Origin of the sequence: Luteimonas yindakuii (assembly GCF_004803715.2) — a bacterium.
Lineage (GTDB): Bacteria > Pseudomonadota > Gammaproteobacteria > Xanthomonadales > Xanthomonadaceae > Luteimonas > Luteimonas yindakuii.
Genome location: NZ_CP039383.2, coordinates 1,717,658 through 1,743,448, shown reverse-complemented (window position 1 = coordinate 1,743,448; position 25,791 = coordinate 1,717,658). Strand labels below are relative to the sequence as shown.

Annotated in this window: 26 protein-coding genes; 5 read left to right on the top strand and 21 right to left on the bottom strand. The window is 69.1% G+C overall.

Annotated elements, in window-relative coordinates; translation table 11 throughout:
- The first annotated feature begins 20 nt into the window (after positions 1-20).
- Positions 21-359, top strand: coding sequence for a zinc ribbon domain-containing protein YjdM (locus E5843_RS07965; protein ID WP_136412338.1), 339 nt, complete (start codon positions 21-23; stop codon positions 357-359).
- 5 nt (positions 360-364) lie between these two features.
- On the opposite strand, the gene E5843_RS07960 is transcribed toward E5843_RS07965, so the two are convergent.
- The 6 genes from E5843_RS07960 to E5843_RS07935 form a co-directional block, all read right to left on the bottom strand.
- Complete coding sequence (locus tag E5843_RS07960; RefSeq protein ID WP_208542744.1) at positions 365-1,426, bottom strand: ATP-grasp domain-containing protein; 1,062 nt, start codon at positions 1,424-1,426, stop codon at positions 365-367.
- The gene (locus E5843_RS07955) at positions 1,423-2,616 is read right to left on the bottom strand and encodes a tyrosine/phenylalanine carboxypeptidase domain-containing protein (protein ID WP_166815946.1); all 1,194 of its coding nucleotides are present in this window, start codon (positions 2,614-2,616) and stop codon (positions 1,423-1,425) included. The genes E5843_RS07960 and E5843_RS07955 overlap by 4 nt, the downstream gene beginning before the upstream one ends.
- On the bottom strand, positions 2,613-3,473 hold the full coding sequence (locus E5843_RS07950) for an N-formylglutamate amidohydrolase (RefSeq protein WP_136412336.1): 861 nt from the start codon (positions 3,471-3,473) through the stop codon (positions 2,613-2,615). Before E5843_RS07950 ends, E5843_RS07955 begins: the two co-directional genes overlap by 4 nt.
- Before the next feature lie 86 nt (positions 3,474-3,559).
- Positions 3,560-3,772 (bottom strand): RNA-binding S4 domain-containing protein, encoded by a 213-nt coding sequence (locus tag E5843_RS07945; protein ID WP_136412335.1) that lies wholly within the window; start codon positions 3,770-3,772, stop codon positions 3,560-3,562.
- Entirely contained in the window at positions 3,715-5,097 is a 1,383-nt protein-coding gene (ubiM, locus tag E5843_RS07940) for a 5-demethoxyubiquinol-8 5-hydroxylase UbiM (RefSeq protein WP_341867476.1), read from the bottom strand. The genes E5843_RS07945 and ubiM overlap by 58 nt, the downstream gene beginning before the upstream one ends.
- 92 nt (positions 5,098-5,189) lie before the next feature.
- Positions 5,190-6,272, bottom strand: coding sequence for a diguanylate cyclase domain-containing protein (locus E5843_RS07935; protein ID WP_244240746.1), 1,083 nt, complete (start codon positions 6,270-6,272; stop codon positions 5,190-5,192).
- Between the two features lie 123 nt (positions 6,273-6,395).
- Between E5843_RS07935 and E5843_RS07930 the strand changes: the two genes are divergently transcribed.
- Entirely contained in the window at positions 6,396-7,238 is an 843-nt protein-coding gene (locus tag E5843_RS07930; protein WP_141065877.1) for a spermine/spermidine synthase domain-containing protein, read from the top strand.
- Between the two features lie 37 nt (positions 7,239-7,275).
- On the opposite strand, the gene E5843_RS14140 is transcribed toward E5843_RS07930, so the two are convergent.
- Positions 7,276-7,419 carry a hypothetical protein gene (locus E5843_RS14140; RefSeq protein WP_166432720.1) on the bottom strand — a complete coding sequence of 48 codons (144 nt, stop codon included), beginning with the start codon at positions 7,417-7,419 and terminating at the stop codon, positions 7,276-7,278.
- Positions 7,420-7,534: 115 nt separating this feature from the next.
- Positions 7,535-8,038 (bottom strand): peroxiredoxin, encoded by a 504-nt coding sequence (locus E5843_RS07925; RefSeq protein WP_141065876.1) that lies wholly within the window; start codon positions 8,036-8,038, stop codon positions 7,535-7,537.
- Positions 8,039-8,184: 146 nt separating this feature from the next.
- Here E5843_RS07925 and E5843_RS07920 point away from each other — a divergent pair, with 146 nt between their 5' ends.
- A complete protein-coding gene (locus E5843_RS07920) occupies positions 8,185-8,664 on the top strand; it encodes an Hsp20/alpha crystallin family protein (protein WP_136412333.1) in 480 nt (159 codons plus the stop codon).
- A 161-nt stretch (positions 8,665-8,825) separates the two neighbouring features.
- Entirely contained in the window at positions 8,826-9,728 is a 903-nt protein-coding gene (locus tag E5843_RS07915; RefSeq protein ID WP_134673482.1) for a DnaJ C-terminal domain-containing protein, read from the top strand.
- 16 nt (positions 9,729-9,744) lie between these two features.
- On the opposite strand, the gene pilH is transcribed toward E5843_RS07915, so the two are convergent.
- The 11 genes from pilH to purB all read right to left on the bottom strand — a co-directional run bounded on the left by pilH (position 9,745) and on the right by purB (position 22,470).
- The gene (pilH, locus tag E5843_RS07910; protein ID WP_141065875.1) at positions 9,745-10,125 is read right to left on the bottom strand and encodes a twitching motility response regulator PilH; all 381 of its coding nucleotides are present in this window, start codon (positions 10,123-10,125) and stop codon (positions 9,745-9,747) included.
- A gap of 91 nt (positions 10,126-10,216) precedes the next feature.
- Positions 10,217-11,212 (bottom strand): YhdH/YhfP family quinone oxidoreductase, encoded by a 996-nt coding sequence (locus E5843_RS07905; RefSeq protein WP_141065874.1) that lies wholly within the window; start codon positions 11,210-11,212, stop codon positions 10,217-10,219.
- Positions 11,213-11,228: 16 nt separating this feature from the next.
- Positions 11,229-11,822 carry an LOG family protein gene (locus tag E5843_RS07900; protein ID WP_136412332.1) on the bottom strand — a complete coding sequence of 198 codons (594 nt, stop codon included), beginning with the start codon at positions 11,820-11,822 and terminating at the stop codon, positions 11,229-11,231.
- Between the two features lie 107 nt (positions 11,823-11,929).
- A complete protein-coding gene (lpdA, locus tag E5843_RS07895) occupies positions 11,930-13,366 on the bottom strand; it encodes a dihydrolipoyl dehydrogenase (protein WP_136412331.1) in 1,437 nt (478 codons plus the stop codon).
- 132 nt (positions 13,367-13,498) lie between these two features.
- Positions 13,499-14,740, bottom strand: coding sequence for a dihydrolipoyllysine-residue succinyltransferase (gene sucB, locus E5843_RS07890; protein ID WP_136412330.1), 1,242 nt, complete (start codon positions 14,738-14,740; stop codon positions 13,499-13,501).
- 42 nt (positions 14,741-14,782) lie between these two features.
- Complete coding sequence (locus E5843_RS07885; protein ID WP_136412329.1) at positions 14,783-17,647, bottom strand: 2-oxoglutarate dehydrogenase E1 component; 2,865 nt, start codon at positions 17,645-17,647, stop codon at positions 14,783-14,785.
- 182 nt (positions 17,648-17,829) lie between these two features.
- Positions 17,830-18,750, bottom strand: a complete 921-nt coding sequence (locus E5843_RS07880) for a GNAT family N-acetyltransferase (protein WP_136412328.1) — start codon at positions 18,748-18,750, stop codon at positions 17,830-17,832.
- Positions 18,747-19,997, bottom strand: a complete 1,251-nt coding sequence (locus E5843_RS07875) for a cupin domain-containing protein (RefSeq protein ID WP_136412327.1) — start codon at positions 19,995-19,997, stop codon at positions 18,747-18,749. The genes E5843_RS07880 and E5843_RS07875 overlap by 4 nt, the downstream gene beginning before the upstream one ends.
- Before the next feature lie 64 nt (positions 19,998-20,061).
- Complete coding sequence (locus E5843_RS07870; protein WP_136412326.1) at positions 20,062-20,469, bottom strand: VOC family protein; 408 nt, start codon at positions 20,467-20,469, stop codon at positions 20,062-20,064.
- 27 nt (positions 20,470-20,496) lie between these two features.
- On the bottom strand, positions 20,497-21,006 hold the full coding sequence (locus E5843_RS07865) for a DUF3060 domain-containing protein (RefSeq protein WP_134673473.1): 510 nt from the start codon (positions 21,004-21,006) through the stop codon (positions 20,497-20,499).
- Between the two features lie 99 nt (positions 21,007-21,105).
- A complete protein-coding gene (purB, locus tag E5843_RS07860) occupies positions 21,106-22,470 on the bottom strand; it encodes an adenylosuccinate lyase (protein ID WP_141065873.1) in 1,365 nt (454 codons plus the stop codon).
- 223 nt (positions 22,471-22,693) lie between these two features.
- Here purB and E5843_RS07855 point away from each other — a divergent pair, with 223 nt between their 5' ends.
- Complete coding sequence (locus E5843_RS07855; protein ID WP_141065872.1) at positions 22,694-24,091, top strand: class II fumarate hydratase; 1,398 nt, start codon at positions 22,694-22,696, stop codon at positions 24,089-24,091.
- A gap of 146 nt (positions 24,092-24,237) precedes the next feature.
- Here E5843_RS07855 and E5843_RS07850 read toward each other — a convergent pair whose 3' ends face one another.
- Together E5843_RS07850 and E5843_RS07845 are read right to left on the bottom strand one after the other, a co-directional pair.
- The gene (locus E5843_RS07850; RefSeq protein ID WP_141065871.1) at positions 24,238-24,939 is read right to left on the bottom strand and encodes a YggN family protein; all 702 of its coding nucleotides are present in this window, start codon (positions 24,937-24,939) and stop codon (positions 24,238-24,240) included.
- Between the two features lie 127 nt (positions 24,940-25,066).
- Positions 25,067-25,774 (bottom strand): DUF2807 domain-containing protein, encoded by a 708-nt coding sequence (locus tag E5843_RS07845; protein ID WP_244240745.1) that lies wholly within the window; start codon positions 25,772-25,774, stop codon positions 25,067-25,069.
- Positions 25,775-25,791 lie beyond the last annotated feature (17 nt).

The window sequence follows — 25,791 nt, the reverse complement described above, 5'->3', positions numbered from 1 at the left end:
TGCTGTTGCCGGAGCCGACCATGTCCGACCATCCCGCTTGTCCACAGTGCGGCGGCGCGCACACCTATGCCGATCGCGGCCTGCTGGTCTGCCCGGAGTGCGGGCACGAGTGGTCGGATTCACCCCAGGATGGCGAAGCCGGTGACACGGTGCGCGACAGCAACGGCAACCTGCTGGTTGCCGGCGATACCGTCGTGGTGATCAAGGACCTCAAGGTCAAGGGCTCGTCGATCCCGCTCAAGCAGGGCACGGTGATCCGCAACATCCGTCTGGTCGAGGGCGACCCGACGCATGTCGAAGGCCACTCGGAGAAGATCAGGGGCCTGGTGGTGAAGACCGAGTTCCTGCGCAAGGCCTGACGGCGTTACAGCATCGCCAGCTCGACGTTGCCGAGCGTGCGGTCGTACTGGTCGCGCAGCCGGACCTTGCGCTCGAGGTCCTCGATGATGTGGCCGCTGAAATCGACGCCCGTGAGTTCCTCGATCATGTTGATGCCGCCCGGCGTGTCGACGTTGATCTCCATCATGCGGTCACCAACGATATCGAGGCCGGCGAAGTACATGCCGTCGCGGATCAGCTTGGGCGCGGCGATTTCCGCCAGCCGCAGGGCATCGGCATCCGGCACCGCGGCTTCGTACTTGCCGCCGGCGCTGATGTTGCTGCGCGCGTCGCCGCTGTCGTTGTAGCGACGGATGCATGCGTACGTGCCGTCGACCTGCAGCGGCTTGCCATTGAGCGTGAGCAGGCGCAGGTCGCCGTCGGCAGCGCGCGGCAGGTATTCCTGCGCGATCGCGTAGCCGTCGCGCACCACCGCGTCGATCATCTGGTTGAGGTTGGCGCCGCTGTCCGGCGTCACCACGAACACGCTCTGGCCGCCTGAGCCCTGCAGCGGCTTGATCACGCCGTAGCCGTCGTGCGCGGCGATGAACGACTTGATCTCGTCGGGATCCAGGGTGATGCAGGTTTCCGGACGCAGCTCCTCGGGGAAATGCTGGAAGTAGGTCTTGTTCGACGCGTCGGTCAGGCGCGTCGGGTCGTTGAGGACGATGACATGCCGCGCCGCCACGAGCTGCGCGAACAGCAGCGCGCTGTTGGGCGCCCAGGGACGGGTCTCCAGTTCCTCGGCCGGATCGCTGCGCAGCATCAGCACGTCGAGCTCCTCGACCGAAATGCGCTCGCGAGTGACATCGTCGCCCTGCAGTTCGGCCAGCAGGTCGGCATCGTCCACGTAGTCACTGCGTTGCGGGATGCAGGCCGAGGCACGCACGCAGCCGGTCGCGTCGTAGGTGAAGTCGCCCAGCCCGATGATCGCGACGCGGTGGCCGCGGGCGCAGGCGCGGCGGGCCAGCCGGATGGTGGTGTAGTTGTCCTGCTCGGTGGCCACGTCGTTGACGACGAAGCCGAGCGCGATCGGTGTGGGGGTCATGTTGCGGGTTCCGTGTGGTGGAGGTGCTGGACGGGGAGGCTGCGGCACAGTTCGAGCCTGCCGGCGAATGCCGGGTCGGTGACGTAGCGCGGCAGCAGCTCGGGTCCGACCACCCAGCCCTCGGCCATCAGCTGCTCGAGCACCACGCGGTGCGACAGCGCGAACTTGCCGACCAGCAGTGCCTCGAAGTCGCCGTCGTCATGCAGGTAGTCGACGAGGTCGCGCAGGCCGCGCAGGTAGACGGCGTCCTTGCTGAGGCCGCCACCGCGCACCGCGCGCACCGCGACGTCGAAGGCATCGTCGGTCGGCAGTGCGTGGCTGTTGTGCAGCACGTCGAAGATCGCCGGCACGCCTTCGCCTTGCAGTGCCATGTCCACGGCGACCACCCGCGCCGCCAGCACGCGCAGGCGTTCGCCCGGGAGGTAGCCGGCGAGGAACTCCGCAAGCACGCCGAGACCTTCCTGCAGCGGGTCGTAATGGGCCAGGCCCACCTTCAACTGCGTGAGTGGCTGGCGCGCGCCGTTGTGACGGGTGACCACGTGGGTGCCGATCTCGTGCTGGATCAGCGGCTGCACGCGCGCATGCGGAATGCGCAGGTTGCCGTCGACGTAGAACGTGCCGTGGTTGACCAGCATCAGCGAGTTGAGGTCGGTGTCGACCACCACCTCGGCATGGAAGTCCGCAGACTGCGCGTGGTACCAGTCCAGCTCCGCCTCCAGCGCGGCCATGAATTCGTCGATGCCGGCATCGGCCTGGAGGGCGACGCCAGCATCCACGTCGCGGAGGATCTCCCGCGCGAGCTCCAGCAACGGCGGCTCCACACCACCGAACAGGTCGAGGCTGGCGTTGACGAAGCCGTCGGTGCCACGCAGGCGCACCAGTTCCAGCTGGCGGTCGAGTTCGCGCTGCTTCTCGGCCAGCAGGCCGGAAAGCAGCGGCGACTCGACCTCGTCCACGCGCAGCGCAAGCAGCCGTTGCCGCGTCGCCTGCAGGTCGATGTCCAGGTCGATGTAGCGCAGCTCGGGCATCGCGGTGCGGCCGCTGGCATCGAAGGCCTGCCAGAGCTCGACATTGCCGATCGGCGACAGCGCCATCAGCCAGTCGAGCTCGGCGTCCATGCGTGCGAGCGCGGCGTCCACCTCGGCCGCGATCGGTGGCAATGGCCTCGGTGGCGTGGCGACTGCAGTCACCGCCCGAATTCCGGGCGCACCGCGGCCACTGCCCGTTCCAGTCCCGCCTGCAGGTCGTAGAGACGGGCAATGTCGGCATGCCCGGTCCACTCGTCCATGAAGGTCTTTTTGTACTCGATGGAGATCGTGCAGATGCGGCTGCCGTAGCGTGCATGGATCCATTCCGGGAAATGACCGCCGCCCGGATAGCGCACGTTCTCGCGCACGTCCGGCGCGCCACCCGCCACCGGCGCCGAGCGCATGGCCTCGGCGAAGGCATGCACCGCGTCACCCCAGCGGGCGCGGTCGAGCGTAGTGACACCGAGGTCGATATCGGGATTGCCATCAGCCGGCGCGCAACTGTCGGGCCCGTCGCGACGGTGGTTGTAGCTGTGCAGGTCGATCACCAGCAGGCTGCGGTGGCGATCGAGCAGCGCATCGAACAGTTCCGTGACCATCGCGTAGAAGCGATCGTGCGCGGCAAGCGATGCCTGCAGCTCGTCATGCGGCAGGTCATCGCGCCAGAAGCGGATGCCCCAGGTGTCTTCAGGATTGCTGGACAGCGCCGTCTCGCGTGGGCGGTTGAGGTCGACCTCGAAGCGCGAACGGCGCGCGCGTAGGCGCACGTCGCCGACGCCGGTGAACAATCCAGTCAACGGATCCTCGTCGCGGCGCCGGCTCGCGGTGTCGATGGCGAGATGCCGCTGCAGGGAAGGGCGCATCGCATGACCGTCGTGGATGGCCGCGGCCACCACCGGCCCGTCGCCGATCACCAGATCCCATTCGTCACATGGTGATGCCGCGACGAGACGTGTGTCATGAAGGAAAAAACCTGATTGCCGGACGCGTGCACCGGCCGCTGCGTTGGATGGTGTCATGCGGCCATGCTGGCCAAGGCCGCATTAGCAATCCGTGGACGCGCGCCGAATGTGTTCAGCGACGTCCACGCAGCGTGGCGACCGCCTCACTTGACGCGGATGTCGACGCCGTCGAGCTGCACCTGCTGCCCGGCACGGATCTTCGCGGTCTTGCGCGATTCGATCGTGCCATCCACACGCACCGCACCGGCCGCCACCAGCGCCTTGCCGGCACCGCCGCTGTCGACCAGGCCGACCAGCTTCAGCAGCTGGTTGAGTTCGACGTATTCGCCTTCGAGATCGAAATGGATGGTCTGCATGGCGTGCATGTTCCCATGGGCGATGGCGGCTGGCCATGACGCCAGCGCATTTGCATCGCACGTCGATTACCCGGGGCGCAGCCAGCGCAGCGCCTCGCGGACGCGGTGCGCGGGAGTGACGTCCACCGGGCCATCGTCGACCAGCCCGGCCGCCAGCGCGCGCCGGAACGGGGTGAGGCGTGCGGCAGCCTCGAGCGCGGCAGCGGCGCGGCGCTCATGGACGCGCGGTCGTCGCCGTACAGGCCGGCGACGGTTGCCGTAGCAAGGAAAAGCGGCAGCGAGCCACGGCGGTGGCGACGCTGGTACATCGCGAGCGCGCGCGGGTGGGCAGGGTCGGCATGCCGCTGCAGCGCATCGCGTACCACACCCGCCAGCCGTTCGACGCTGGCCAGGCCCAGGTTGAAGCCGTGCGCGGTGACCGGATGCATGCCCACCGCGGCATCGCCCACGAGCGCGGCGCGCGTGGCCACGAAGCGGCGTGCGTACACCGTGGTCAACGGGTAGCGGTGACGCGTGCTCACGGGGGTCATCGCGCCCAGGCGGTGTTCGAAACGCTGTTCCACCTCGCGCGCGAACGCGTCGTCATCGAGGCGCTCCATCCGCTGCGCCCCGGCGCCGGTGAGGGTGAGCACCACCGAAGACAGGTGCGGCTCCAGCGGCAGCAGCGCGCGCGTCTGTGCATCGCCGAACCACTGCCAGGCCGCAGCGTCGTTGGCGACCTCGTGGCGCATCCGGCAGACCAGCATATGGCGACCGAAATCGTGCATGTCCGCGCCGATGCCCAGCGCTTGGCGTGTCTGCGAGAAGCGGCTGTCCGCCGCGACCAGCAGGCCGGCGCGCAGCACGCGTCCATCGGCCAGCCGCACCTCGGCGGCGCGTGCGTCCGTATGCACGGCATCCACCGCTGCCGCCGCATGCACCTGCACGCCCGCAAGAGACTGCACCGTCTGCCACGCCGCGGCGCGGATGGCTTGGTTCGACACCAGGCTGCCGAGCCGGTCGTGGCCGGTCCCGGCCGTTCCCACCTGCAACTCGCGTGCGACGTCGCGCTCGATCACGCGTGCGGTCCGCAGCGGCGAGATGGCGGTGGCCGGGATCTGCGCCCAGATGCCGAGTTCGCGCAGCAACCGCATCGAACCATGCGTCAGTGCGATCTCGCGGCCATCGAATGCCGGCTCGGCGATCGCATGCCGTGGCTGCCGCTCGACCAGTTCGATGCGCAGCCCGAGTGGTGCCAGCGCACAGGCCAGGGCCAGCCCCGCGGGGCCGGCGCCAACGATCACCACGTCGGTGGTCCAGGGTGTGGCGTGGAAGCGGGTTTCCATGCACACAGTCTAGGGAAATCGGGACCTCCGTGATCGCGTGCCGGCCGGCGCCGCATCGATCACATCCGTCCGGCAATCCGCCGGAAGACGCGTCAACCGGGCGAGGTCTCCACGCAGTTGCGTCCGGCGCCCTTGGCGCGATACAGCGCTGCATCCGCGGCCTCGATCCAGTCACGCAGCGAACGGTGTGCGGTGTCCACCATTGCAAGGCCGATACTGATGGTCGCCTCCGGGCCCGGCCCACCCGCGGTGCGCACTGCCACCGTGGCGCGCAATCGCTCCGCCAGCGCCGCTGCTGCGGCGTGATCCACGTCCGGCACCACCAGTGCGAACTCGTCGCCGCCGTAGCGGCCCGCCAGGCCTGGCCGCGCCTGCAATTGCAGCAGGATCTCGCCGAGTGCGCGCAGGATCTCGTCGCCGGCGGCGTGGCCGACGTGGTCGTTGATGTCCTTGAAGCGGTCGATGTCGATCATCAGCAGCGCGGCGCGCCCGTGCACGCGTGCTTCGGCCAGCAGCGCTTCGGCCTGCTGCTGCCAGTGACGGCGGCTGGTCACTCCGGTCAGTCCGTCGATGCGGCTGAGCAGGTCGAGCTGGCGGTTCTTGCCGCGGATCTGCTGCACTAGGTCCTGGCTGGCCAGGGCAACGCCGATGGTGTGCAGGATCATCATCGGCAGGCAGGCCACGATCACCGCCATCGACGTGCGCGGCGCCGCGGCGAAGCCGGTCGCCAGGCTGGTGATCAGCAAACCGCCCAGCATCCACGGCAGCGAACGCAGCCACAGCCGCGGCAGGCCGGTGCTGATCTTGTCGACCGTGGCCAGCGTCAGCACCAGCACGCTGGGCAGCAGGTTGAAGTGGAGGAGGGCGGCGAGCGAACCCGCGAGCGCCGAGTCCATGAGCAGGTTGCCGACTTCGGTGCGATGGGGGTCGCGGCTGCGGCGCGAACGCAGCCACGCCAGTTGTGGCCATGCCAGCGCGATCACCAGCATCCAGCCCCAGGCGGGCCAGCCGGCCTGGCGTTCGTAGAGCACCACCGCCGAGGCGATGCCGGCCAGGCCCATCCCCAGCACCCGGAACGGATAGACCCGCCGCGGCAGCCGCGAGATCCGCCGTGGCGCACGCGCAGCCATGTCCGGCGCGGAGGTGCCGGTCGCTGTGCCGATGTGCTGGTCCATCCTCCCCCCGTCGGATGCGGACAACATGCGAAGCATACCGGCGCCGCCGGAACCGCGTTGCACGGATCGCATGCCTGCAGCGTGCGCGCTAGGCTGTGCGCCCTTGCGCAGGATGGATCACAGGTGCACGACGAAGGCGGCAACGATGGCGGAAACCGGAACGTCGCGGCGTGGCTGCAGCGCTGGTGGCAACGCCTGCGCGGGCCGGTCGACGCCTCGGGTCGGCGCCTACGCAGACCCTCGGTGCGCCGCTACGGGCGCTACGCCGCGTTGCACTTCACGCGTCGCCAGACCCAGAGCCGGATGGTTGCCGACGATCCGGACCATCTGCTGATCGATTACACGCGCACGATGCTGGCCGCGCTGCTGTGGGCACCGCCGCGCCCGCGCATCGCGATGATCGGCCTGGGCGGAGGCTCGCAGGCCAAGTTCATCCACCGGCATTTTCCCGAGGCCACGCTGGACGTTGTCGAGAACAATCCCTGGGTGGTGGAGCTGCGGCGGGAATTCGGCATTCCCGATGACGACGGGCGCCTGCAGGTGCTGGTCGACGACGGCGCCGCGTTCGTGGCCGCGCGTCCCGGCCGTTACGACGTGTTGCTGGTCGATGGTTACGACGAGACCGGCATTCCCCCGGTGCTGTCGACACCGCGTTTCTACGCCGATTGCCATGCCGCGCTGGTGCCGGGCGGTGCGCTGTCGGTGAACCTGTTCGTGGCGGAGGCCGACGTGCATGTCGAGCGCCTGCAGGCAGTGTTCGGTGCCGCGCAGGTGCTGGTGGTCGAGGAAGCCCGGATGCGCAACCAGGTCGCATTCGCCTGGCGCGGCCCGCGACCGGACGCGGATGCCGTGGCGCGGTTGCTGGCGGGGCGCGAGGCCGCCGCCGTCGCGCAGCTGCAACCGGTGCTCGACCGGTTCGCCGCGGCATTGGTGGCACAGGGCGCCGGAACGACAACGCCCGGCTGATGCCGGGCGTCGGGTGTCGCGGGGGGAGGGGCAGGACCTATTCCTCTTCGTCCTGGATGCCCTGGGTCTCACGGCGCTGCTGCTGGCCGTCCTGGCCCTGCTGCCCTTGCTGGTTCTGCTGCTGGTCCCGCTGGCCCTGGCCGCCCTGCTGCTGGTTCTGACCCTGCGTCTGGTTGTTCATCAGTGACTCCTGTGGGGGGTGCGGAACACCGGCGGTGCCGCACGCATATCCTGCGTGCCGGGCCCCGTCAGCCGGCGTGAAGCAGCCGTTGCCCCCAGGTGAAGCCGTGAATGCTTCAGGATGCCGGCGTTTCGGCAGCCTGGTCGAGCTGGGCCAGCATGTGTTCCGCGCTCGAGACCTTGAACTCGCCCGCTGCCTCGACGAACAGGTGCCGGATCACGCCATCCTCCGCGTACAGCGCGAAGCGCTTGGCGCGCCGGCCCATGCCATAGGCGCTGGCGTCCATCTCCAGACCGAGTGCGCGCGCGAAGTCGCCGTTGCCGTCGGACAGCATGCGCAGTCCGTCCGGCACCCCGAGCTGCGCGCCCCAGGCCTGCATCACGAACGGATCGTTGACCGCGACGCAGGCGACTTCGATGCCGCGCGCGCGGAACGTGTCGAAGTGTTCGACGAAGCCCGGCAGGTGGCGCTCGGAGCAGGTCGGGGTGAACGCGCCCGGCACCGCGAACAGCACCATGTTGCGGCTCTGGAACAGGGTGGGCGTGTCGATCGCCTGCACGCCGTCGTTGATGTACTTCAGCACCACTTCGGGAATGCGGTCGCCGGGCTGCACGCTCATGGGGGAATCCTCGGGAATGGGTGAACACAGTCTAGCCGCGTGGCGTCCGGCGGCGGCGTGACCCTTGAAAGCCGCGGCCGGACCGCTACATCGCGGGCATCCGGCGGGTGCACGGCGCCCGCCATCCAGCAACGGAGGATCCCACGATGAGACATGCAATCCGCCATCCCCTGCAGGGCGTCGCGCAGTCCGGCCTGCACGATGATCTCCGCCAGGCGTTCAACCAGTTCTTCCAGGGTGACGAGGACCGTGACGGCTCCTCGGTAGTCACCAGCCAGTGGACGCCGCGCGTCGACATCAAGGAGGAGGCCGACCGCTTCGTCATCCTCGCCGACCTGCCGGGTGTGGACCCGGAGGACGTGGAGGTGCTGATGGACAAGGGCATCCTGAGCATCCGCGGCGAGCGCCAGGCCGCGTCCCGCGACGAGAACACCAGCTTCTCGCGCATCGAGCGGCGCTACGGCAGCTTCCATCGCCGCTTCGCGCTGCCCGACAGCGCCGACCCCGAGGGCGTGACCGCGTCCGGCCACAACGGCGTGCTGGAGATCAGCATCCCGAAGCGCCCGGAGACCACGCCGCGGCGCATCCAGGTCGGCCGCACGGGACACACGCTGTCCGCGCAGTAGTCGGGCCCGCGTGCCGAGGCGGGACGAACGCCTCGGCCGCAGCCATCGCCACCGGGCGCCGTGCGGCGCCCGGTGCGCATGCGCGCAAGGGCAGGCATCGCCCCGGGCTGCGCTTGCGCGGCCACGCACTACACTGACGACCCTCCACACGAACACGCACGATGCAGTTCAAGGACTACTACGGCACGCTCGGCGTCGAGCCGGGCGCGGACGAGGCGGAACTCAAGACCGCCTATCGCAGGCTCGCGCGCAAGTACCATCCCGACGTGAGCAAGGCGCCGGACGCGGAAGAGCGCTTCAAGGCGGTGAACGAGGCTTACGAGGCCCTGCGTGACCCGCAGAAGCGTGCCGCGTACGACCAGCTCCGCGCACGCGGTTATCGACCCGGCGACGAAGTGCAGCCTCCGCAAGGCGGCTTCGGCGGCCCCGGCGGTGTCGATTTCGAGGAGATCTTCGCAGGCGGTGGTGCCGGCGGGGGCTTCAGCGACTTTTTCGAGGAACTGTTCGGCCGCCGGCGCGGAGGATTCACCGGGGCGCCGGGCAGCGGACCCGGTGCACAGGCGCCGCGCGGCGACACACGCGCAAAGCTCGCGGTCCCGCTGGAGGCGGTCTACCACGGCAACAGCGTGCGCATCGCGGTCAACGGCCGCTCGCTGGACGTCAACGTGCCGCGCGGCATCCGCCCGGGCCAGGTGATCCGGCTGCGCGGGCAGGGCACCCACGGTGACCTGCTGCTCGAGGTCGAATATGCAGCGCATCCGCAGTTCGAGGTCGATGGCGGCAACGTCGTTCACGTGCTGGCGGTTGCGCCGTGGGAAGCCGCGCTGGGTGCCACCGTGAGTGCACCCACGCTCGGTGGCGCGGTGGAGCTCAGGATTCCGGCCGGTTCCGAGGCCGGGCGACGCCTGCGGCTGCGTGGGCGTGGCCTGCCGGGTACGCGCGGTGCACCGGCGGGCGACCAGATCGTCGAACTCGAAGTGCTGGCGCCGAAGCCGCACAACGACAGCCAGCGCGAGGCCTACCAGTCGCTGCAGGCCGCATTCGGCGAGGGCTGGCGCGCCTAGGCCGCCAGCGTCGTGCTCAGGCCGGCATGTCGCCGGCACCCAGGGTGCTGGAAATCACGTCCGCCAGCTCGGTCTCGCTGAAGGGCTTGGTGAGGTAACCGCGTGCACCCTGGCGCATGCCCCAGATGCGATCGGTTTCCTGGTCCTTGGTGGTGATCAGCACCACCGGGATGTGCTTCGTGGTCGGCTCGCGGCTGATCGAACGCGTGGCCTGGAAGCCGTTGAGGTTCGGCATCACCACGTCCATCAGGATCAGGTCCGGCAGTTCGCGCTTGGCGGCTTCCACGCCGGCCTGTCCGTCCTCGGCGGTCAGCGGCTGATGGCCGAGCTTCTCCACGATGCGGCGAATGCCGGCAAGCTGGGAAGGTGAGTCGTCGACGATCAGGATGCGCGCCATGGGATGTTCCGGTTTGCGAGCAGAGATTGTAGCGGCGCCACCACACCCGGCAAGCGGATGCAGTGCGTGCATGGGCGATGTGCTGCGGGGTTCAGCCGATGCGCACGAGCGTGCGGCCGAGCGATCCGCCGGCAAGCATGCGCTCGAAGACCGAAGGCAGCGTGTCGAGCGTGGCCTCGTGCTGGAGGATGCGATCGAGGTGTCGCGGCTTCCATTCGCCGGCCAGGCGCTTCCAGACTTCGTCGCGGATGTCGCGCGCGGTACCGGCCGATGCCACGCCCAGCAGCGACACGCCGCGGATGATGAAAGGCATGACCGTGGTCGGCAGTTCGTGGGTGGCGGCGAGGCCGGCGCTGGCGACATTGCCGTAGGGCACGGTCTGCGCAAGCAGGCTGGCCAGCATCGTGCCGCCGACATTGTCGAGGCCGCCGCCGAAGCGTGCCGACTCCATCGGCTTGCCGGTGGCGAGTGCGTCACGTCCGATGACCTCGGTCGCGCCGATATCCTTCAGGTAGGCGGCCTGTTCGGGCTTGCCGCTGACCGCGTGCACTTCGTAACCCGCGCTGGAGAAGATGTCGACCGCGAGCGAGCCGACGCCGCCGGTGGCACCGGTCACCGCGAGCGGGCCGAGGCCGGGGTGCTGGTGGTTCTCGACGAGGCGCAGCAGCGCCAGCGCCGCGGTGAAGCCGGCAGTGCCGAGCACCATCGAATCGCGCAGCGACAGCCCAGCGGGCAGCCTGACCGCCCACTTGGCTTCCACGCGCGCGTACTCGGAATAGCCACCGTCGCGGGTCTCGCTGAGCCCGCAGCCGGTCACCAGCACCTCGTCGCCTTCCCGGAACCCGGGATCGGTCGACGCGACCACGTGTCCGGCGACATCGATGCCACCGACCAGCGGAAAGCGGCGCAGGATCCGGCCTTTCCCGGTGCCGGCCAAGGCGTCCTTGAAGTTCACCGACGAGAACGCGGTGCGGATAACGACCTCGCCGGGCGAGAGGTCATCGAGCGTCATCGCTTCGACGCCGCTGCGATAACCCTGTGCGTCGCCGTGGATACGGAAGGCGCGGAAACTGGCGGGGATCGTCATGCATTGTCTCCTGGAGTCAGCGCAGCTCGCGGCTGTGCTTCTCGCTCAGCCACTTGGTCGCGTGCGCCGGTTCGTACGTCTTCATCCAGCCCAGCATCGCCTCGATGTCCTGACCGGTCCACAGGTCCGCGCGCTGGCCCGGATGCAGGAAACGCTCCTCGACCATGCGGTCCATCATCGCGATGAGTGGCTGGTAGTAGCCCTCGACATCGAGGAAGGCGCAGGGCTTGTCGCTGATCCCCAGCTGCCGCCAGGTCAGCATCTCGACGACCTCCTCCAGCGTGCCGAATCCGCCGGGCATGGCCACGAAGCCGTCGGCGAGGTCGAACATCCGCAGCTTGCGCTCGTGCATCGAGCCCACCACCTCGAGCTCGGTGAGGCCCCGGTGCGCAACCTCCATGTCCACCAGCTGTTTGGGGATGATGCCCGTCACTTCGCCGCCGGCGGCGAGCACCGCGTCGGCGATGGTGCCCATCAGGCCGATGTTGCCGCCGCCGTAGACCAGACGGATGCCGTCGCGGGCCATGCGCGTGCCCAGCGCGACCGCCTGTTCGATGTATGCGGGGCGGGCGCCGCTGTTGGAACCGCAGTAAACGCAGATGCTTCGCATGTCGGAATGCCGGTGGGTTGTGGAGAAAAGCAGACGCCGGGCAAAGCCCGGCGCCGGTGTCGCATGCAGCGCGGCGGCGCCGGGATGATCCCGGTCAGCCGGCCGGCTCAGTTCGCCTTGTGGATCGCGCGCTTGTCGACCGCCATCGCCGCGTCATGGATGACTTCCGACAGGCTCGGGTGCGCGTGGCAGATGCGTGCCAGGTCATCGGCGGAGCCCTTGAACTCCATCGTCAGCACGCCCTCGTGCACCAGCTCGGAGACGTTGGCGCCGACCAGGTGCATGCCGAGGACGCGATCGGTCTCGGCATGCGCCAGCACCTTCACGAAGCCGGCCGGCTCGACCATCGCCACCGCGCGGCCGTTGGCGGCGAAGGGGAAGCTGCCGGCCTTGTACGGGATGCCTTCGTCCTTGAGCTGCTGTTCGGTCTTGCCGACCCAGGCCAGCTCCGGCTCGGTGTAGATGACCCACGGAATGGTGTCGAAGTTGACGTGGCCGGGCAGGCCGGCGATCAGCTCGGCCACCGCGATGCCTTCCTCGAAGCCCTTGTGGGCGAGCATCGGCCCGCGCACGCAGTCACCGACCGCCCAGACGCCATCGACGCCGGTGTGGCAGTGCTCGTCGACCTCGATCTGGCCGCGCTCGGTGAGCCTTACGCCGGAACCTTCGGCCAGCAGGCCCTTCGACGCGGCCCTGCGGCCGACGGCAACCAGCAGCTTGTCGACGGTGATGGTCTGCTCGCCGTTCCTGTCGGCGTAGGTGACCTCGACTTCCTTCTTCTTGCCCTTGCCGGTCACTTCGGCCTTGCTGACCTTGGCACCGAGCTTGATGTCCAGGCCCTGCTTCTTGAACTCGCGCGCGGCGACCTTCGAGACTTCCGCATCGGCGGCGGCGAGGAAGTCGGGCAGCGCTTCGAGGATCACGACCTCGGCGCCCAGGCGCTTCCACACGCTGCCGAGCTCCAGGCCGATCACGCCGGCGCCGATGACGGCCATGCGCTTGGGCACCTCGGTGAAGTCCAGCGCGCCGACGTTGTCGACGATGGTCTCGCCGTCGAACTTGGCGAACGGCAGCTCGATCGAATCCGAGCCCGCGGCGATGATCACGTTGGTGCCGGTCAGCTCGACCTCGCTGCCATCGTGCTGCTTCACCTTGACCAGGCGATCGGCGTGCAGGGTCGCGAAGCCGTAGTACGGCGCGACCTTGTTGGCCTTGAACAGCTGCGCGATGCCGCCAGTGAACTGCTTCACGATGGCGTCCTTGCGGCCCACCATCTTCTCGACGTCGATCTTCGGGTCCTTCGCGCTGATGCCGTGCTGCTCGAACACGTGCTGCAGGTTGTGGAACTGGCGCGAGGAATCCAGCAGCGCCTTGGACGGGATGCAGCCCACGCGCAGGCAGGTGCCGCCCAGGGCGGGCTTGCCGTCCTTGCCGAGCGCGGCATCGATGCAGGCGACCTTCATGCCCAGCTGCGCGGCGCGGATGGCGGCGTGGTAGCCGGCCGGGCCGGCACCGATGACGACGACGTCGAATTGTTCAGCCATTTCGGGATTCCTAGCGTGTTCCCTTCGCCCGCTTGCGGGAGAAGGTGGCGCGAAGCGCCGGATGAGGGGAGGGCCGTTGCGGCAGCCCTCACCCCAGCCCTCTCCCGCATGCGGGAGAGGGGGCGGGAAGCATTACAGGCCCAGCAGCATGCGGTGCGGGTTCTCGAGCTGGTTCTTGATGTCGACCAGGAACAGCACCGCGTCCTTGCCGTCGATGATGCGGTGGTCGTACGACAGCGCGATGTACATCATCGGCGCGGCGATCACCTGGCCGTTTTCGACGATCGGGCGCTCCTTGATGGTGTGCATGCCGAGGATCGCGGACTGCGGCGGATTGACGATCGGCGTCGACATCAGCGAACCGAAGGTGCCGCCGTTGGTGATGGTGAAGGTGCCGCCCTGCAGGTCGTCCAGCGACAACTTGCCGTCGCGTGCCTTGGTCGCGTAGTCGGCGATCGACTGCTCAACGTCGGCGAAGCCCATGCGCTCGACGTTGCGCAGCACCGGCGTCACCAGGCCGCGGTCGGTGGAGACCGCGATCGAGATGTCGGCATAGCCGTGGTAGATGATGTCGTCGCCGTCGACCGAGGCGTTCACCACCGGGTACTTCGCCAGCGCGTTGGCGGCGGCCTTGGCGAAGAAGCTCATGAAGCCGAGCTTGATGCCGTGGTCCTTCTGGAACTGTTCGCCCAGTTCCTTGCGCAGCGCCATCACCTTGCCGAGGTTGACCTCGTTGAACGAGGTCAGCATCGCGATCGAGTCCTTGGACTGCATCAGGCGCTCGGCGATGCGCTTGCGGATGCGGGTCATCGGCACGCGCTCTTCCGGACGTGCACCGCCGGACACACCTGCGGTCTTGCCGCTGGCGTAGTTGACCAGGTCTTCCTTGGTGACCGCACCACGGCGGCCGGTGCCCTCGACCTGCGACGGGTCGATGCCCTGGGTCTGCGCGGTGAAACGCGCGCCCGGCGGCAGGTCACCGGTGCCCGATGCCGGCGCGGGACGCGTCGACGACGGTGCCCTCGCCTCGCTCTTGGCGGCGGCGGCCTTGGGCTGCACCTGCTGCGCACCGGCGGCGGGCTCTGCCTTGCCACCATCCGCCTTGGCGCTGCCTCCGTCGGCCTTCGCCGGCGCCGCGCCTTCCTCGATCACCGCCAGCACCTGCTGGCTGGTGACGGTGTCGCCTTCGGCGAACTTCAGCTCCCTGATCACGCCCTCGACGGTCGACGGCACTTCGAGCACCACCTTGTCGGTCTCGAGGTCGACGATGTTCTCGTCGCGCGCCACGCTGTCACCCACCTTCTTGTGCCAGGTGGCGATGGTGGCGTCGGAAACGGATTCGGGGAGTACCGGTACCTTGATCTCGGTGGCCATGGTCTTGATGCGTCCTGGTCGTTGCTGTCAGCGGTGTGGGGGTCAGTCGGCGGCGAAAACGCTGCCGGCAGGGGAAGTGAGGGCATCGGCGACCAGCTGCTGCTGCTCGACGACGTGGTCGGCGAAGTGGCCGACGGCCGGCGAGGGCGAACGCTGGCGGCCGGCGTAGTGCAACTCGAGCCCGGCGGGCACGCAGGCCTGCAGGTGGTGGCGGATCTGGTACCACGCGCCCTGGTTCTGCGGCTCTTCCTGGCACCAGACCACCTTGGTGGCCTTGCCGTAGCGGCCGAGTTCGGCCACCAGCGCCTCGCGCGGGAACGGGTAGAGCTGTTCGATACGCACGAGTGCGACATCGTCCTGGCCGCGCTTTTCCTTGTCCTCGAGCAGGTCGTAATAGACCTTGCCGGAACACAGGACCACGCGCTTCACCTTCGCCACATCCGCCGATGCGTCGCCGATCAGGTGCTGGAACTCGCCGGTGGCGAGCTCTTCCAGGCTCGACACCGCGAGCTTGTGGCGCAGCAGCGACTTCGGGCTCATCACCACCAGCGGCTTGCGGGTGGTCATGTGCATCTGCCGGCGCAGCATGTGGAACGCCTGTGCGGGGGTGGACGGCACGCAGACCAGCATGTTGTCGAGCGCGCACAGCTGCAGGAAGCGCTCCAGGCGTGCCGAGCTGTGTTCGGGGCCCTGGCCTTCGTAGCCGTGCGGCAGCAGCAGGGTGAGCCCGCTGATGCGGCCCCACTTGGCTTCGCCGGAGGCGATGAACTGGTCGATCACCACCTGCGCGCCGTTGGCGAAGTCGCCGAACTGGCCTTCCCAGATGCACAGGGTGTTCGGGTCGGTGGTCGAGAAGCCGTACTCGTAGGCCATCACCGCCTCCTCGCTGAGCAGCGAGTCGATGACGGTGGCGCGCTCCGGCGAATCCACCAGCTGCCGCAGCGGCAGGTGGTAGGTGTCGGTCTTCTGGTCGTGCAGGATCGCGTGGCGATGGGTGAACGTGCCGCGGCCGACGTCCTGGCCCACCAGGCGCAGGCCGAAGCCTTCGTCGAGCAGGGTGGCGTAGGCGAGGTTCTCGGCGAAGCCCCAGTCGGCCGGCGTCTCGCCAGCGGCCATCTTGCGGCGGTCGTCATACACCTTGGAGACGCGCGAGTGCAGCTGCACGTCCTCCGGAATCGTGGTGATGGCGTTGGCCAGTGTCTTCAGCTTCGACAGGTCGACAACGGTGTCGGCGTGGTCGGTCAGCTTGCCGGACACCAGCGTGCCCCAGTCCACGAACAGGCGGCTCTCCGGCGGCGTCTTCGCCGGCGGCGCGAGCTCGGTGGTGACCTCGCCGGAATCGAGCTTGTCGCGGTAGGCATCGGCCAGCGCCTGGCCGCCCTTGGCCGGCACCACGCCGGCGGCTTCGAGCTGCTCGGCGTAGAGCTCGCGGGTGGTCTTGTGCTTGCGGATGACCTGGTACATCACCGGCTGGGTGATTGCCGGCTCGTCGGCCTCGTTGTGGCCGTGGCGGCGGTAGCAGACCAGGTCGATGACGACGTCCTTGCGGAACTCCTGGCGGAAGTCGTAGGCCAGGCGCGCGGCAAAGGCCACGGCTTCCGGGTTGTCGGCATTCACGTGCAGCACCGGGGCGGCGATCATCTTCGCCACGTCGGTGCAGTACAGCGTGGAGCGTGCGTCCTCGCGGTGGCTGGTGGTGAAGCCGACCTGGTTGTTGACCACCACGTGCACGGTGCCGCCGACGGCGAAGCCGCGCGCCTGCGACATCTGGAACAGCTCCATCACCACGCCCTGGCCGGCGAACGCGGCATCGCCGTGGATCAGGATCGGCATCACCTGGCGGCGGTCGGTGTCGCCACGACGCTCCTGGCGCGAACGGACCGAGCCGGCGACCACCGGGTCGACGATCTCCAGGTGCGACGGGTTGAACGCCAGCGCGAGATGGACCGGGCCGCCCTCGGTGACCACGTCGGCGGAAAAGCCCATGTGGTACTTCACGTCGCCGGCCAGCGCGAGCGCGTTGTGCTCGAACTTGCCCTCGAACTCGTCGAACAGGCGGCGCGGGCTCTTGCCCAGCGTGTTGACCAGCACGTTGAGGCGGCCGCGATGGGCCATGCCGATCACGATGTCCTTGACGCCGTCATTGCCGGCGCTGCGGATCACGGTGTCCAGCAGCGGGATCAGCGAATCGCCGCCTTCCAGCGAGAAGCGCTTCTGGCCGACGTACTTGGTATGGAGGTAGCGCTCGAGGCCTTCGGCGGCGGTCAGCCGCTCGAGGATGCGACGCTGTTCGTCGGGGCTGTGGCTGAAACGGCCACCGGCCTTTTCCATGCGCTCGTACATCCAGCGGCGCTGCTCGGCCTGCGGGATGTGCATGAACTCGGCGCCGATCGGGCCGGCGTAGGTCGCCTTGAGCAATGCCAGCAGTTCGCGCAGGCGCATGCGCGGCGCACCGCCGAACGTGCTGGTGCCGCCGGCGGGACCGGTGGCGAACTCGGTGTCGAGGTCGGCATCGGACAGGCCGTGGAAGGGCAGGTCGAGGTCCGGGGCGTCGATCTTCCCCGCCATCGCCAGCGGATCGGTATCCGCCTGCAGGTGGCCACGCGAGCGGTAGGCGGTGATCAGCTTCAGCACCGAGCCCTGCTTGCGCTGGGCTTCGATATCGCCGCTGGCTGCCGCGACCACGGTGCCGGCCTTGGCTTCGCGGCCGGCGCGGGCCACCGCGTCCATGACCACCGAGTGCGGAACGTCGCCGGCCTCGCGCCCCTTGAAGCCGTCGAACCAGGTTTTCCACTTGGTGCCGACGCTGTCGGGATCCACGAGGTACTGCTCGTACAGATCCTCGATATAGGCGGCGTTGGCGCCGAGCTGGGAAGACTGGGCGAACTGCTTGAGAAGACTGTCCACGTCGGGGGTTTGGGCTCGGATAGAGGGGGCGGGAGACGGCCCGGACGTGGATACAGCGGCCGCCCGGGTCGGGATGCGGCAAAGAACGCGATTATAGCCCCAGCCCAACGACGGGGGCGACCCGCTGCGCCCGGAGCCGGGTGCGTCCCGCACCCTGTTCATGTTGCCTGTGCGCAGGCTCGTCAGAGCCCGAGGGCACGGAACTCGCTGGCGGGACGGGCGCGTTCCCATACCGGCGAAAAGCTGTCGCGCAACTGGCGGGCACGCCCCGGCGCGTCGAGTTCCGCCTCGCCGTCGAAGCGGTTGCCGAGGGTGCGGAAGTAGTAGCCGCCGCCGTCGGTGGCGATATAGGCCGGTGCATAGCCGCGATCCACCGGGTCGTCGACCACGCGGAAGGTGAACACGCTGGACAGGCGCTGGGCGAGCGGCAGCAGCGGAGCATGCGCGCGTTGTGCGGCGGCAGGGTCCTGCAGCAGGAAGCGCGCCTCGACGCCGCCGCCGCGGGTGCCGAAGCGGCGCAGGGCCGACAGCACCTGCGGGTCGTCGAACAGGCCGGGGTCGAGGTCGCGGCTGTAGACCCACAGCCGGCGCCGCGCGCCGCGCACCAGCGCGGTGACGATCGCGGCTGCGGCTTCGCGGTCGTCGATCGCCTGCGGCCGGGCCAGCGCACGACGCATCGTCTGGTGCTCGATGCCCGCCTCGTCGAAGCGCGGGCCCTCGGGCACGAAGCCATGGCGGCTATAGAAGCCGATGGCGTCGACCTGGGCATGCAGGGCCACTTCGGCCAGCCCCTGCGCACGTGCCTCGCGCAGCAATGCCTCGAGCAGCGCGTGGCCGACGCCCTGGCCGCGCCATTCGCGCAACACCGCCATGCGGCCGATGCGTCGCTGCGGGGTCAGCCGGGCGGTACCGATCGGCTGTCCGCCGGCATCGCGGGCGACCACGTGGGTGCTGCGCGGGTCGTCGTCGTCACGTTCCAGCGCTTCCGGGACGCCCTGTTCCTCGATGAAGACCACGCCGCGCACCTGCAGCAGTTCGGCGTGGTCGCGTGGCCACTGCGCGGTGGCGACCTGGAACGGGCCTGGCGGTGCCTGGTCGCTCATCGTCCGTCGATCTCCAGGCCGTCGCCGTCCTCCGCGCCGCCCCAGTCGCCATCGTCGGGCGCCAGCAGGTGGTAATGGCCGGCGTCGAGCAGGGCGATCACGGCGTCGCGACCGGTGTCCGACAGCCGTGCATAGACGGCGTCATCAACCCGGGCCGCGGCGGCAAGCGCGCGCGCATCGGCGACCGGCAGCGCGAACTCCTGGCCCGACACGTACAGGCGCGCGCCGCGGCGGGCGCGTCGCCAGGCCATCCGCGTCCACGGATGACGATGCAGCGCCCCGCCGGCGCGCAGGTCCCATTCGACCTCGATGCGCGGGCGGCCTTCACCGGCCGGCATGGCTTCCGCACCGGCCCGGTACATGGTGATGAAGCGGCCGAACCAGTCGCCGAGGCGGTCGGGATCGTTCATGCGCAGCGCGTTGAGCGCCTCGATCACGCGGCCCATCGCCAGCGCGTCGATCTCCCACGGGTCACGCGGGGGGGCCATGCCGGCATCGCGATAGCGGACGCTGTCGTCGGCATCCGCCACCACAGTATCGAGCCAGTCGGTGATCAGTTCCGCCGATGACGGTGCGCGCGTGCCGACCGAGAACGTCAGGCAGGGATTCACCGCGACCCCATGGTGCGGCACGCCCGGCGGCAGGTAGAGCATGTCGCCCGGATCGAGCACCCAGTCATGGCTGGGATCGAACTGGCGCAGCAGCCTGAGCTCGGCGTCGTCGCGGAACGCGGTCGGCGGATTCGGCCGGGCATCGATCTGCCAATGGCGCTGGCCCTGCGCCTGCAGCAGGAACACGTCGTACTGGTCGATATGCGCGCCCACCGAGCCGCCGGTGGCGGCGAAGCTCACCATGATGTCGTCGATGCGCCAGCGCGGCAGGAAGCGGAAGGCCTCGAGCAGGGCGGCGATGTCGGCATCCCACTTGTCGACGTCCTGCACCAGCAGCGTCCAGTCGTGGTCGGGCATGCCCGGGAACGCGTCTTCCGGGAACGGCCCGGTGCGCAGGCGGTAGCGGTCGGCGGCGCGGTCGTGTTCGACGATGCGCGCCAGCACGCCGTCCTCGCAGGCCAGGCCGGCGAGGTCGTCGGGCTCGATCGGCGAGACGAAGCCGGGAAACGCGTTGCGCACCAGCAGCGGGCGCTGCTGCCAGTAATCGCGCAGGAAGCGTTCGGCGGACATGCCGAGCGGGCCGCCTTCGGGCGTCCGGCTGGCGTCGATTTCAATCGGGAATGGAGGGCGGCTCATGGGGCCGCAGCCTACGCGAAAACCGGGGCTGCCTCACGCGGAAACGGTTGCCCCGGCAGGGGTCTCACGCTGGTATCGAGGCGATTTCGTCGTAGCCGCGACCGACGAACTGCAGCAGGCACCAGCCGTGGCCGAATGGATCGGCGATCTGCACGATCCGCCCCCAGTCCGCCTCGCGCACGTCACCTTCCTGTGTGAAGCCGGCGGCAAGCACACGCGCGAGCGCGGCGGCGAGGTCATCGACCACCACGTCGAGATGGCAGGGCATCCAGTGGCGTGCGTAGTCGCGCGGTCGGGTGGCTGCGCCGATGCTGTCCGCCGATTTCACCAGCAGGTACACGGGCACCTGCGCGCCGAGGAGTTCGACCCCTGCATCGCCGAACCGGCGCCCGATGCGCAGGCCGAACGCCGCCACGTACAGCGCCTCGGCGGCAGCGAGATCGGGTACGTCGAGATTGACCAGGATGTCCAAGGTGCCGCCCCGGTATCGCTGGTGCGGTCAGATCACGCGATTGCCGGTGCCCGCGTCCTCGACCGGCGGCTCGTTGCTGGCATTGACGGTGTTGTCGTTCCCGCCGAACCCGACGCCCTCGATCCGCGTGCCCAGCACGGTATTGCCGCGGCCGTCGATCCGCAGCGGGCCGCTGTCGGTGAGGTTGAGGATGTTGTCGTCGCCGCTGACGCGGACCTCGCCGACCTGTGCGTTGAGCACGGTGAAGCGGTCGCCTTCCACGTGCAGGCTGCGTGCGTGGTCGACATTGAGCGAGCCCTGCGACGCGGTGATCGTGATGTCGCGGCACTCGCCTTCGATGACGAGACGCGAGTTGTCACGGGTGATGCGCAGGTCGTTGCCCGCGCAATTGGCGCCGGAGGCCGGGTCGGTGAGCACGCCGGGCGTGGCGTCGGTCGGCAGGAGGGATGTGCCCGCATCCGCGGTCGCGGGTGGCGTCGCATCGCACGCGGCCAGCAGCAGGATGGAGGTCGCGACCCAGAGTGTCCTGGTTGCCATCGGGAGGTCCTTCTCGCCTGAAAGAAGCCCGCACCCTAGCAGAGGTCGCGCGCGGTCGACCAGCGGTCCCGTGGATCCAGCTTCGTGCGCCGTCCCGCCTCAGATTTCGCGGGCCAGGCGCTCGGCGAGGCCGGTATAGCGACCCGGCGTGAGTTCGCGCAGCGGCTGCTTTGCATCCTCCGGCAGGTCCAGCGATTCCACGAACGCCTGCATGGATTCGGCGGTGATGCCGTGGCCGCGGGTCAGCGCCTTCAACTGTTCGTAGGGATTGGGCAGGCCGTGGCGACGCATCACCGTCTGCACCGCCTCGGCCAGCACTTCCCAGGATGCATCGAGGTCGCCATCGAGCCGTTGCGGATTCACTTCCAGCTTGCCCAGTCCGCGTGCCAGTGCATCCAGCGCCACCTGGGTATGGCCGAAGGCGGTCCCCAGCGCACGCAGCACGGTGGAATCGGTGAGGTCGCGCTGCCAGCGGCTGATCGGCAGCTTGGCGCTGAAGTGCTCGAACAGCGCATTGGCGATACCGAAGTTGCCCTCGGCGTTCTCGAAGTCGATCGGGTTGACCTTGTGCGGCATCGTCGATGAGCCGACCTCGCCCTCCTTGAGCCGCTGCTTGAAGTAGCCCAGCGAGATATAGCCCCAGATGTCGCGGGCGAAGTCGATCAGGATGGTGTTGGCGCGGCGCGTGGCGTCGCCGATCTCGGCGATGTTGTCGTGGGGCTCGATCTGCGTGGTCCAGGGGTTGAACACCAGGCCCAGGCCCTCGACGAAACGCTGCGCGAAGGCCGGCCAGTCGACGTCGGGATAGCTGGCCACGTGCGCGTTGTAGTTGCCGACCGCGCCGTTGATCTTGCCGGTGAACCCGACCGCCGCGACCTGGCGGATCTGCCGCTCCAGCCGCGCGACCACGTTGGCCAGCTCCTTGCCGAGCGTGGTCGGCGATGCGGTCTGGCCGTGGGTGCGCGAGAGCATCGGCTGTGCCGCCTGCGCGTGCGCCATCGTGCGCAGGGTATCGGCGATGCCCTGCAGCGTCGGCAGCAGTACTTCGCGCCGCGCCCGTTCCAGCATCAGCCCGTAGGACAGGTTGTTGATGTCCTCGCTGGTGCAGGCGAAGTGCACGAACTCGAGCGCGCCGGCGAGGTCGGCCTGGTCGCGCAGCTGGTCCTTGATGAAGTACTCCACGGCCTTGACGTCGTGGTTGGTGGTGCGTTCGATCGCCTTGACCTGGGCCGCATGCTCGACCGAGAAGTCGTCAGCGATCGCGCGCAGGCGCGCGGTCGCGGCGTCGTCGAACGGTGCCAGCTCGACGATGCCGGGCTCGGCGGCCAGTGCCAGCAGCCACTCGATTTCCACCCGCACGCGGGCGCGAATCAGGCCGTACTCGGAGAACACCGGGCGCAGCGCATCGACCTTCGATGCATAACGGCCATCCAGCGGCGACAGGGCGAGCAGGGCATGGGACATGGCGGCACACGTGCGACAGACGGGCGCGCATTTTATGCGGGATCGAAAGGGGCTGCAGGCGATACGGGGCACGCCGATGCCGGTGCCAGCGGACGGGAGGCCCACCGGCGCCGGCCGCAGCGGTCATCCGCGCCGGGCTTCGCGGGGTGCAGCAGAGGGCTGGCGTATCCTGCCCCGCACCTGGCGCGATGCGCCGCTTGCCATCACGGCAGAGGAGACCGCGATGCCGCAGTCCTTCCGTATCGAACACGACAGCATGGGCGAGCTGCAGGTGCCTGCCGACGCGCTGTGGGGTGCGCAGACCCAGCGCGCGGTGCAGAACTTCCCGATCTCCGGCCGGCCGATGCCGCGTGGCTTCATCCGCGCGCTGGGCCTGGTGAAGGCCGCCGCTGCGGAGTCCAACGGCGGTCTCGGCCTGCTGCCCGAGCGGCTGGCCACGCCGATCCGCCGCGCCGCGCTGGCGGTGGCGGATGGCGCGCACGACGCGCATTTCCCGATCGACATCTACCAGACCGGCTCCGGCACGTCGTCGAACATGAACGCCAACGAGGTGATCGCCACGCTGGCTTCGACGCGCAGCCGCAAGGTGCATCCCAATGACCACGTCAACCTTGGCCAGAGCTCGAATGACGTGATTCCCACGGCGTTGCGCGTGGGTGCGGTGCTGGCGGTCGAGGAGGATCTGCTGCCGGCGATCGCGCATCTGCGCCGCACCATCGACCGTCGCGGGCGCGGGCTGAAGAAGGTGGTCAAGACCGGCCGTACCCATCTGATGGACGCGATGCCGCTGACCTTCGCGCAGGAGTTCGGCGCCTGGTCGTCGCAGTTGGGATCGGCGCGCGCGCGGATCGAGGACGCGCTGAAGCGACTGCGCCGGCTGCCGATCGGCGGCACCGCGATCGGCACCGGCATCAATGCCGAGCCGCGCTTCGGCGCGCGTGTCTGCGTCGCGCTGTCGAAGCAGACACGGGTGAGGTTCACCAGCGCCGAGGACAAATTCGAGGGCATCGCCGCCCAGGACGACGCAGTGGAGATGTCCGGCCAGCTCAATGCGCTGGCGGTGGCGGTGATGAAGATCGCCAACGACCTGCGCTGGATGAACGCCGGGCCGCTCGCCGGCCTGGGCGAGGTCGAGCTGCCGGCGCTGCAGCCGGGCAGCTCGATCATGCCCGGCAAGGTGAACCCGGTGATCCCCGAGGCGACCTGCATGGTCTGCGCGCAGGTGATGGGACACCACACCGCGATCACCGTGGCCGGGCAGAGCGGCAACTTCCAGCTCAACGTGATGCTGCCGCTGATCGCGGCCAACCTGCTCGACTCGATCCAGTTGCTGGCCAACGCCTCGCGTCTGCTGGCGGATACCGTCATCGACGGCCTGCAAGTGCGACGTGACCTCATCGCCAGCGCGCTCGACCGCAACCCGATCCTGGTCACCGCGCTGAACCCGGTGATCGGCTACGAGAAGGGTGCCGCGATCGCCAAGCGCGCCTATGCCGAAGGCCGGCCGGTGCTGGAGATCGCGCTGGAGGACAGCGGCCTCGACGAGAAGACCCTGCGCGCGCTGCTGGACCCGGAAGCGCTCACCCGCGGTGGCATCCACGGCAAGGCCGGCGGGGGCTGAGTCGCGTCCATTCCGGCCGGCATGCCGAACCAGCGCGCTCCATCGGAGGTGGACGGCTGCCGTTGCCCCGACATGCGACGCGGCCATACAGGCGGGTGCAGCGGATGCCGTCCACGCACGCTGCGTGGACGGCGCGTCGCACTGTCCTAGAGGACCTCGTTCCCGGTCGTTTGAGGGGACACGGAGTCGCCGTCCCGGCGCGTCTTGTCGTCGCAGCTGTCGACGTCTTCCGCGGTCATCGTGGCGTAGGGCTCGAATGCCGGCAGCGCCGCGGCCAGGGCCTGTTGCGATTGCAGCAGCGCCGGCAGATGCGTGCACAGCTCGCCCGCTGCCGCCTCGATGCGTTCGCCCTCGGCTTCCATCCGCTTGCCGAATGCCTCGCCGTCGCCGCGCAGGACCGCACCGATCGCACCGCTCGCGGCCTGCAGGCCGAGGGCCGCACCCTGTGCACCGATCTCCATCCCGGCATCGGCGACCGCGATGACATGCGCGCGGTGCGCAAGCAGGAGCGCACGCTGGCTGTCATCCACCGGCACCGGCTCGCCGTCGATCAGGAAATCGCCCTGCGGGCTGATCTCGGCGGACGGCAGCGCGTCGCTGCCCGCGTGCGAACGGCTGCCGAAGTTGATCCCCTTGTTGCCCTTGCCGCCCACGCCGATGTTGGCCGTCGCCATTTCCTCCCGCGCGTGCTCGATGGCCGTGCGGGTGGTGCGGGCGACCAGGCCCTCGTCCGCTGCTTCGGTGCTGGTACCGGCGCCAGTGTCGGCGGGATCCGCGCTGCAGGCGGCCAGCGGCAGCGTGCAGGCAAGAAGCACGGACATCAGCAGGGTGCGTTGGATGGTGGTCATGGTGGTTCCCCGGTCAGCGCTTGCGTGGAATGTCGATGGCCCCGGCGACGTCGCGATGGTCGACGTCGCCACTGCCCTTGGAACGTACGGTCAGCGTGCCCCGCACATTGCGCACGTCGAGGTCGCCCTAGCCGATGGAGCCGACCACGACGTTTCCGGTGACGTCCTCCAGCGTGGCGTCGCCCGAGCCGATCGACCCGATGTCGACGTTGCCGGCGGCGCCCCGCAGGCTGAAGTCGCCTGACCCGATGCTGCCGACCTCGGCGTCACCGCGGACCTGGCTCGCCTCGATGTCACCGGAGCCGAGCGAGAGAACGTTCAGCGCGCCGACGTCATGCAGCGCGGCGTCGCCGGAGCCGACCTTGGCGGTCAGCAGGCCGCGGATGCCGCGGACATCGACATCGCCCGAGCCCAAGTCGGCGCTCGCCGATGCGGCGCCATCGAGCCAGGCATCGCCCGAGCCCACGCGCAGCTGCACCAGGACGTCCTCGGGCACGGTGCCTTCCAGCGTCAGGTAGGCATAGCGGTCGCCGAGCGACAGGCCGCGGCGGTCCTCGCGCTGCAGCTTCACGTGGAGGGTGTCGCCGCGAAGCTCCTGGGTGACCGACATGCGCGCGAGGTCACCCTCGCTCGAGGCACAGGCACGGCCCGCGATGCGGTGATCGCCGCCGCTTGAGCCCTGCAGGCGGAGCCTGTGCGGACCGATGTCGAACATGACGCGCTTGGCGCCGGCGGTGTCGAGGACGAGTTGCTGCGGCTGGCTGTGGGCGCAGCGCTCCTGGGCGAATCCGGCGACCGGAAGCAGGCAGACCAGCAGGGTGGCGATGGCTTTCATCGTGTGTCCTTGTGCAG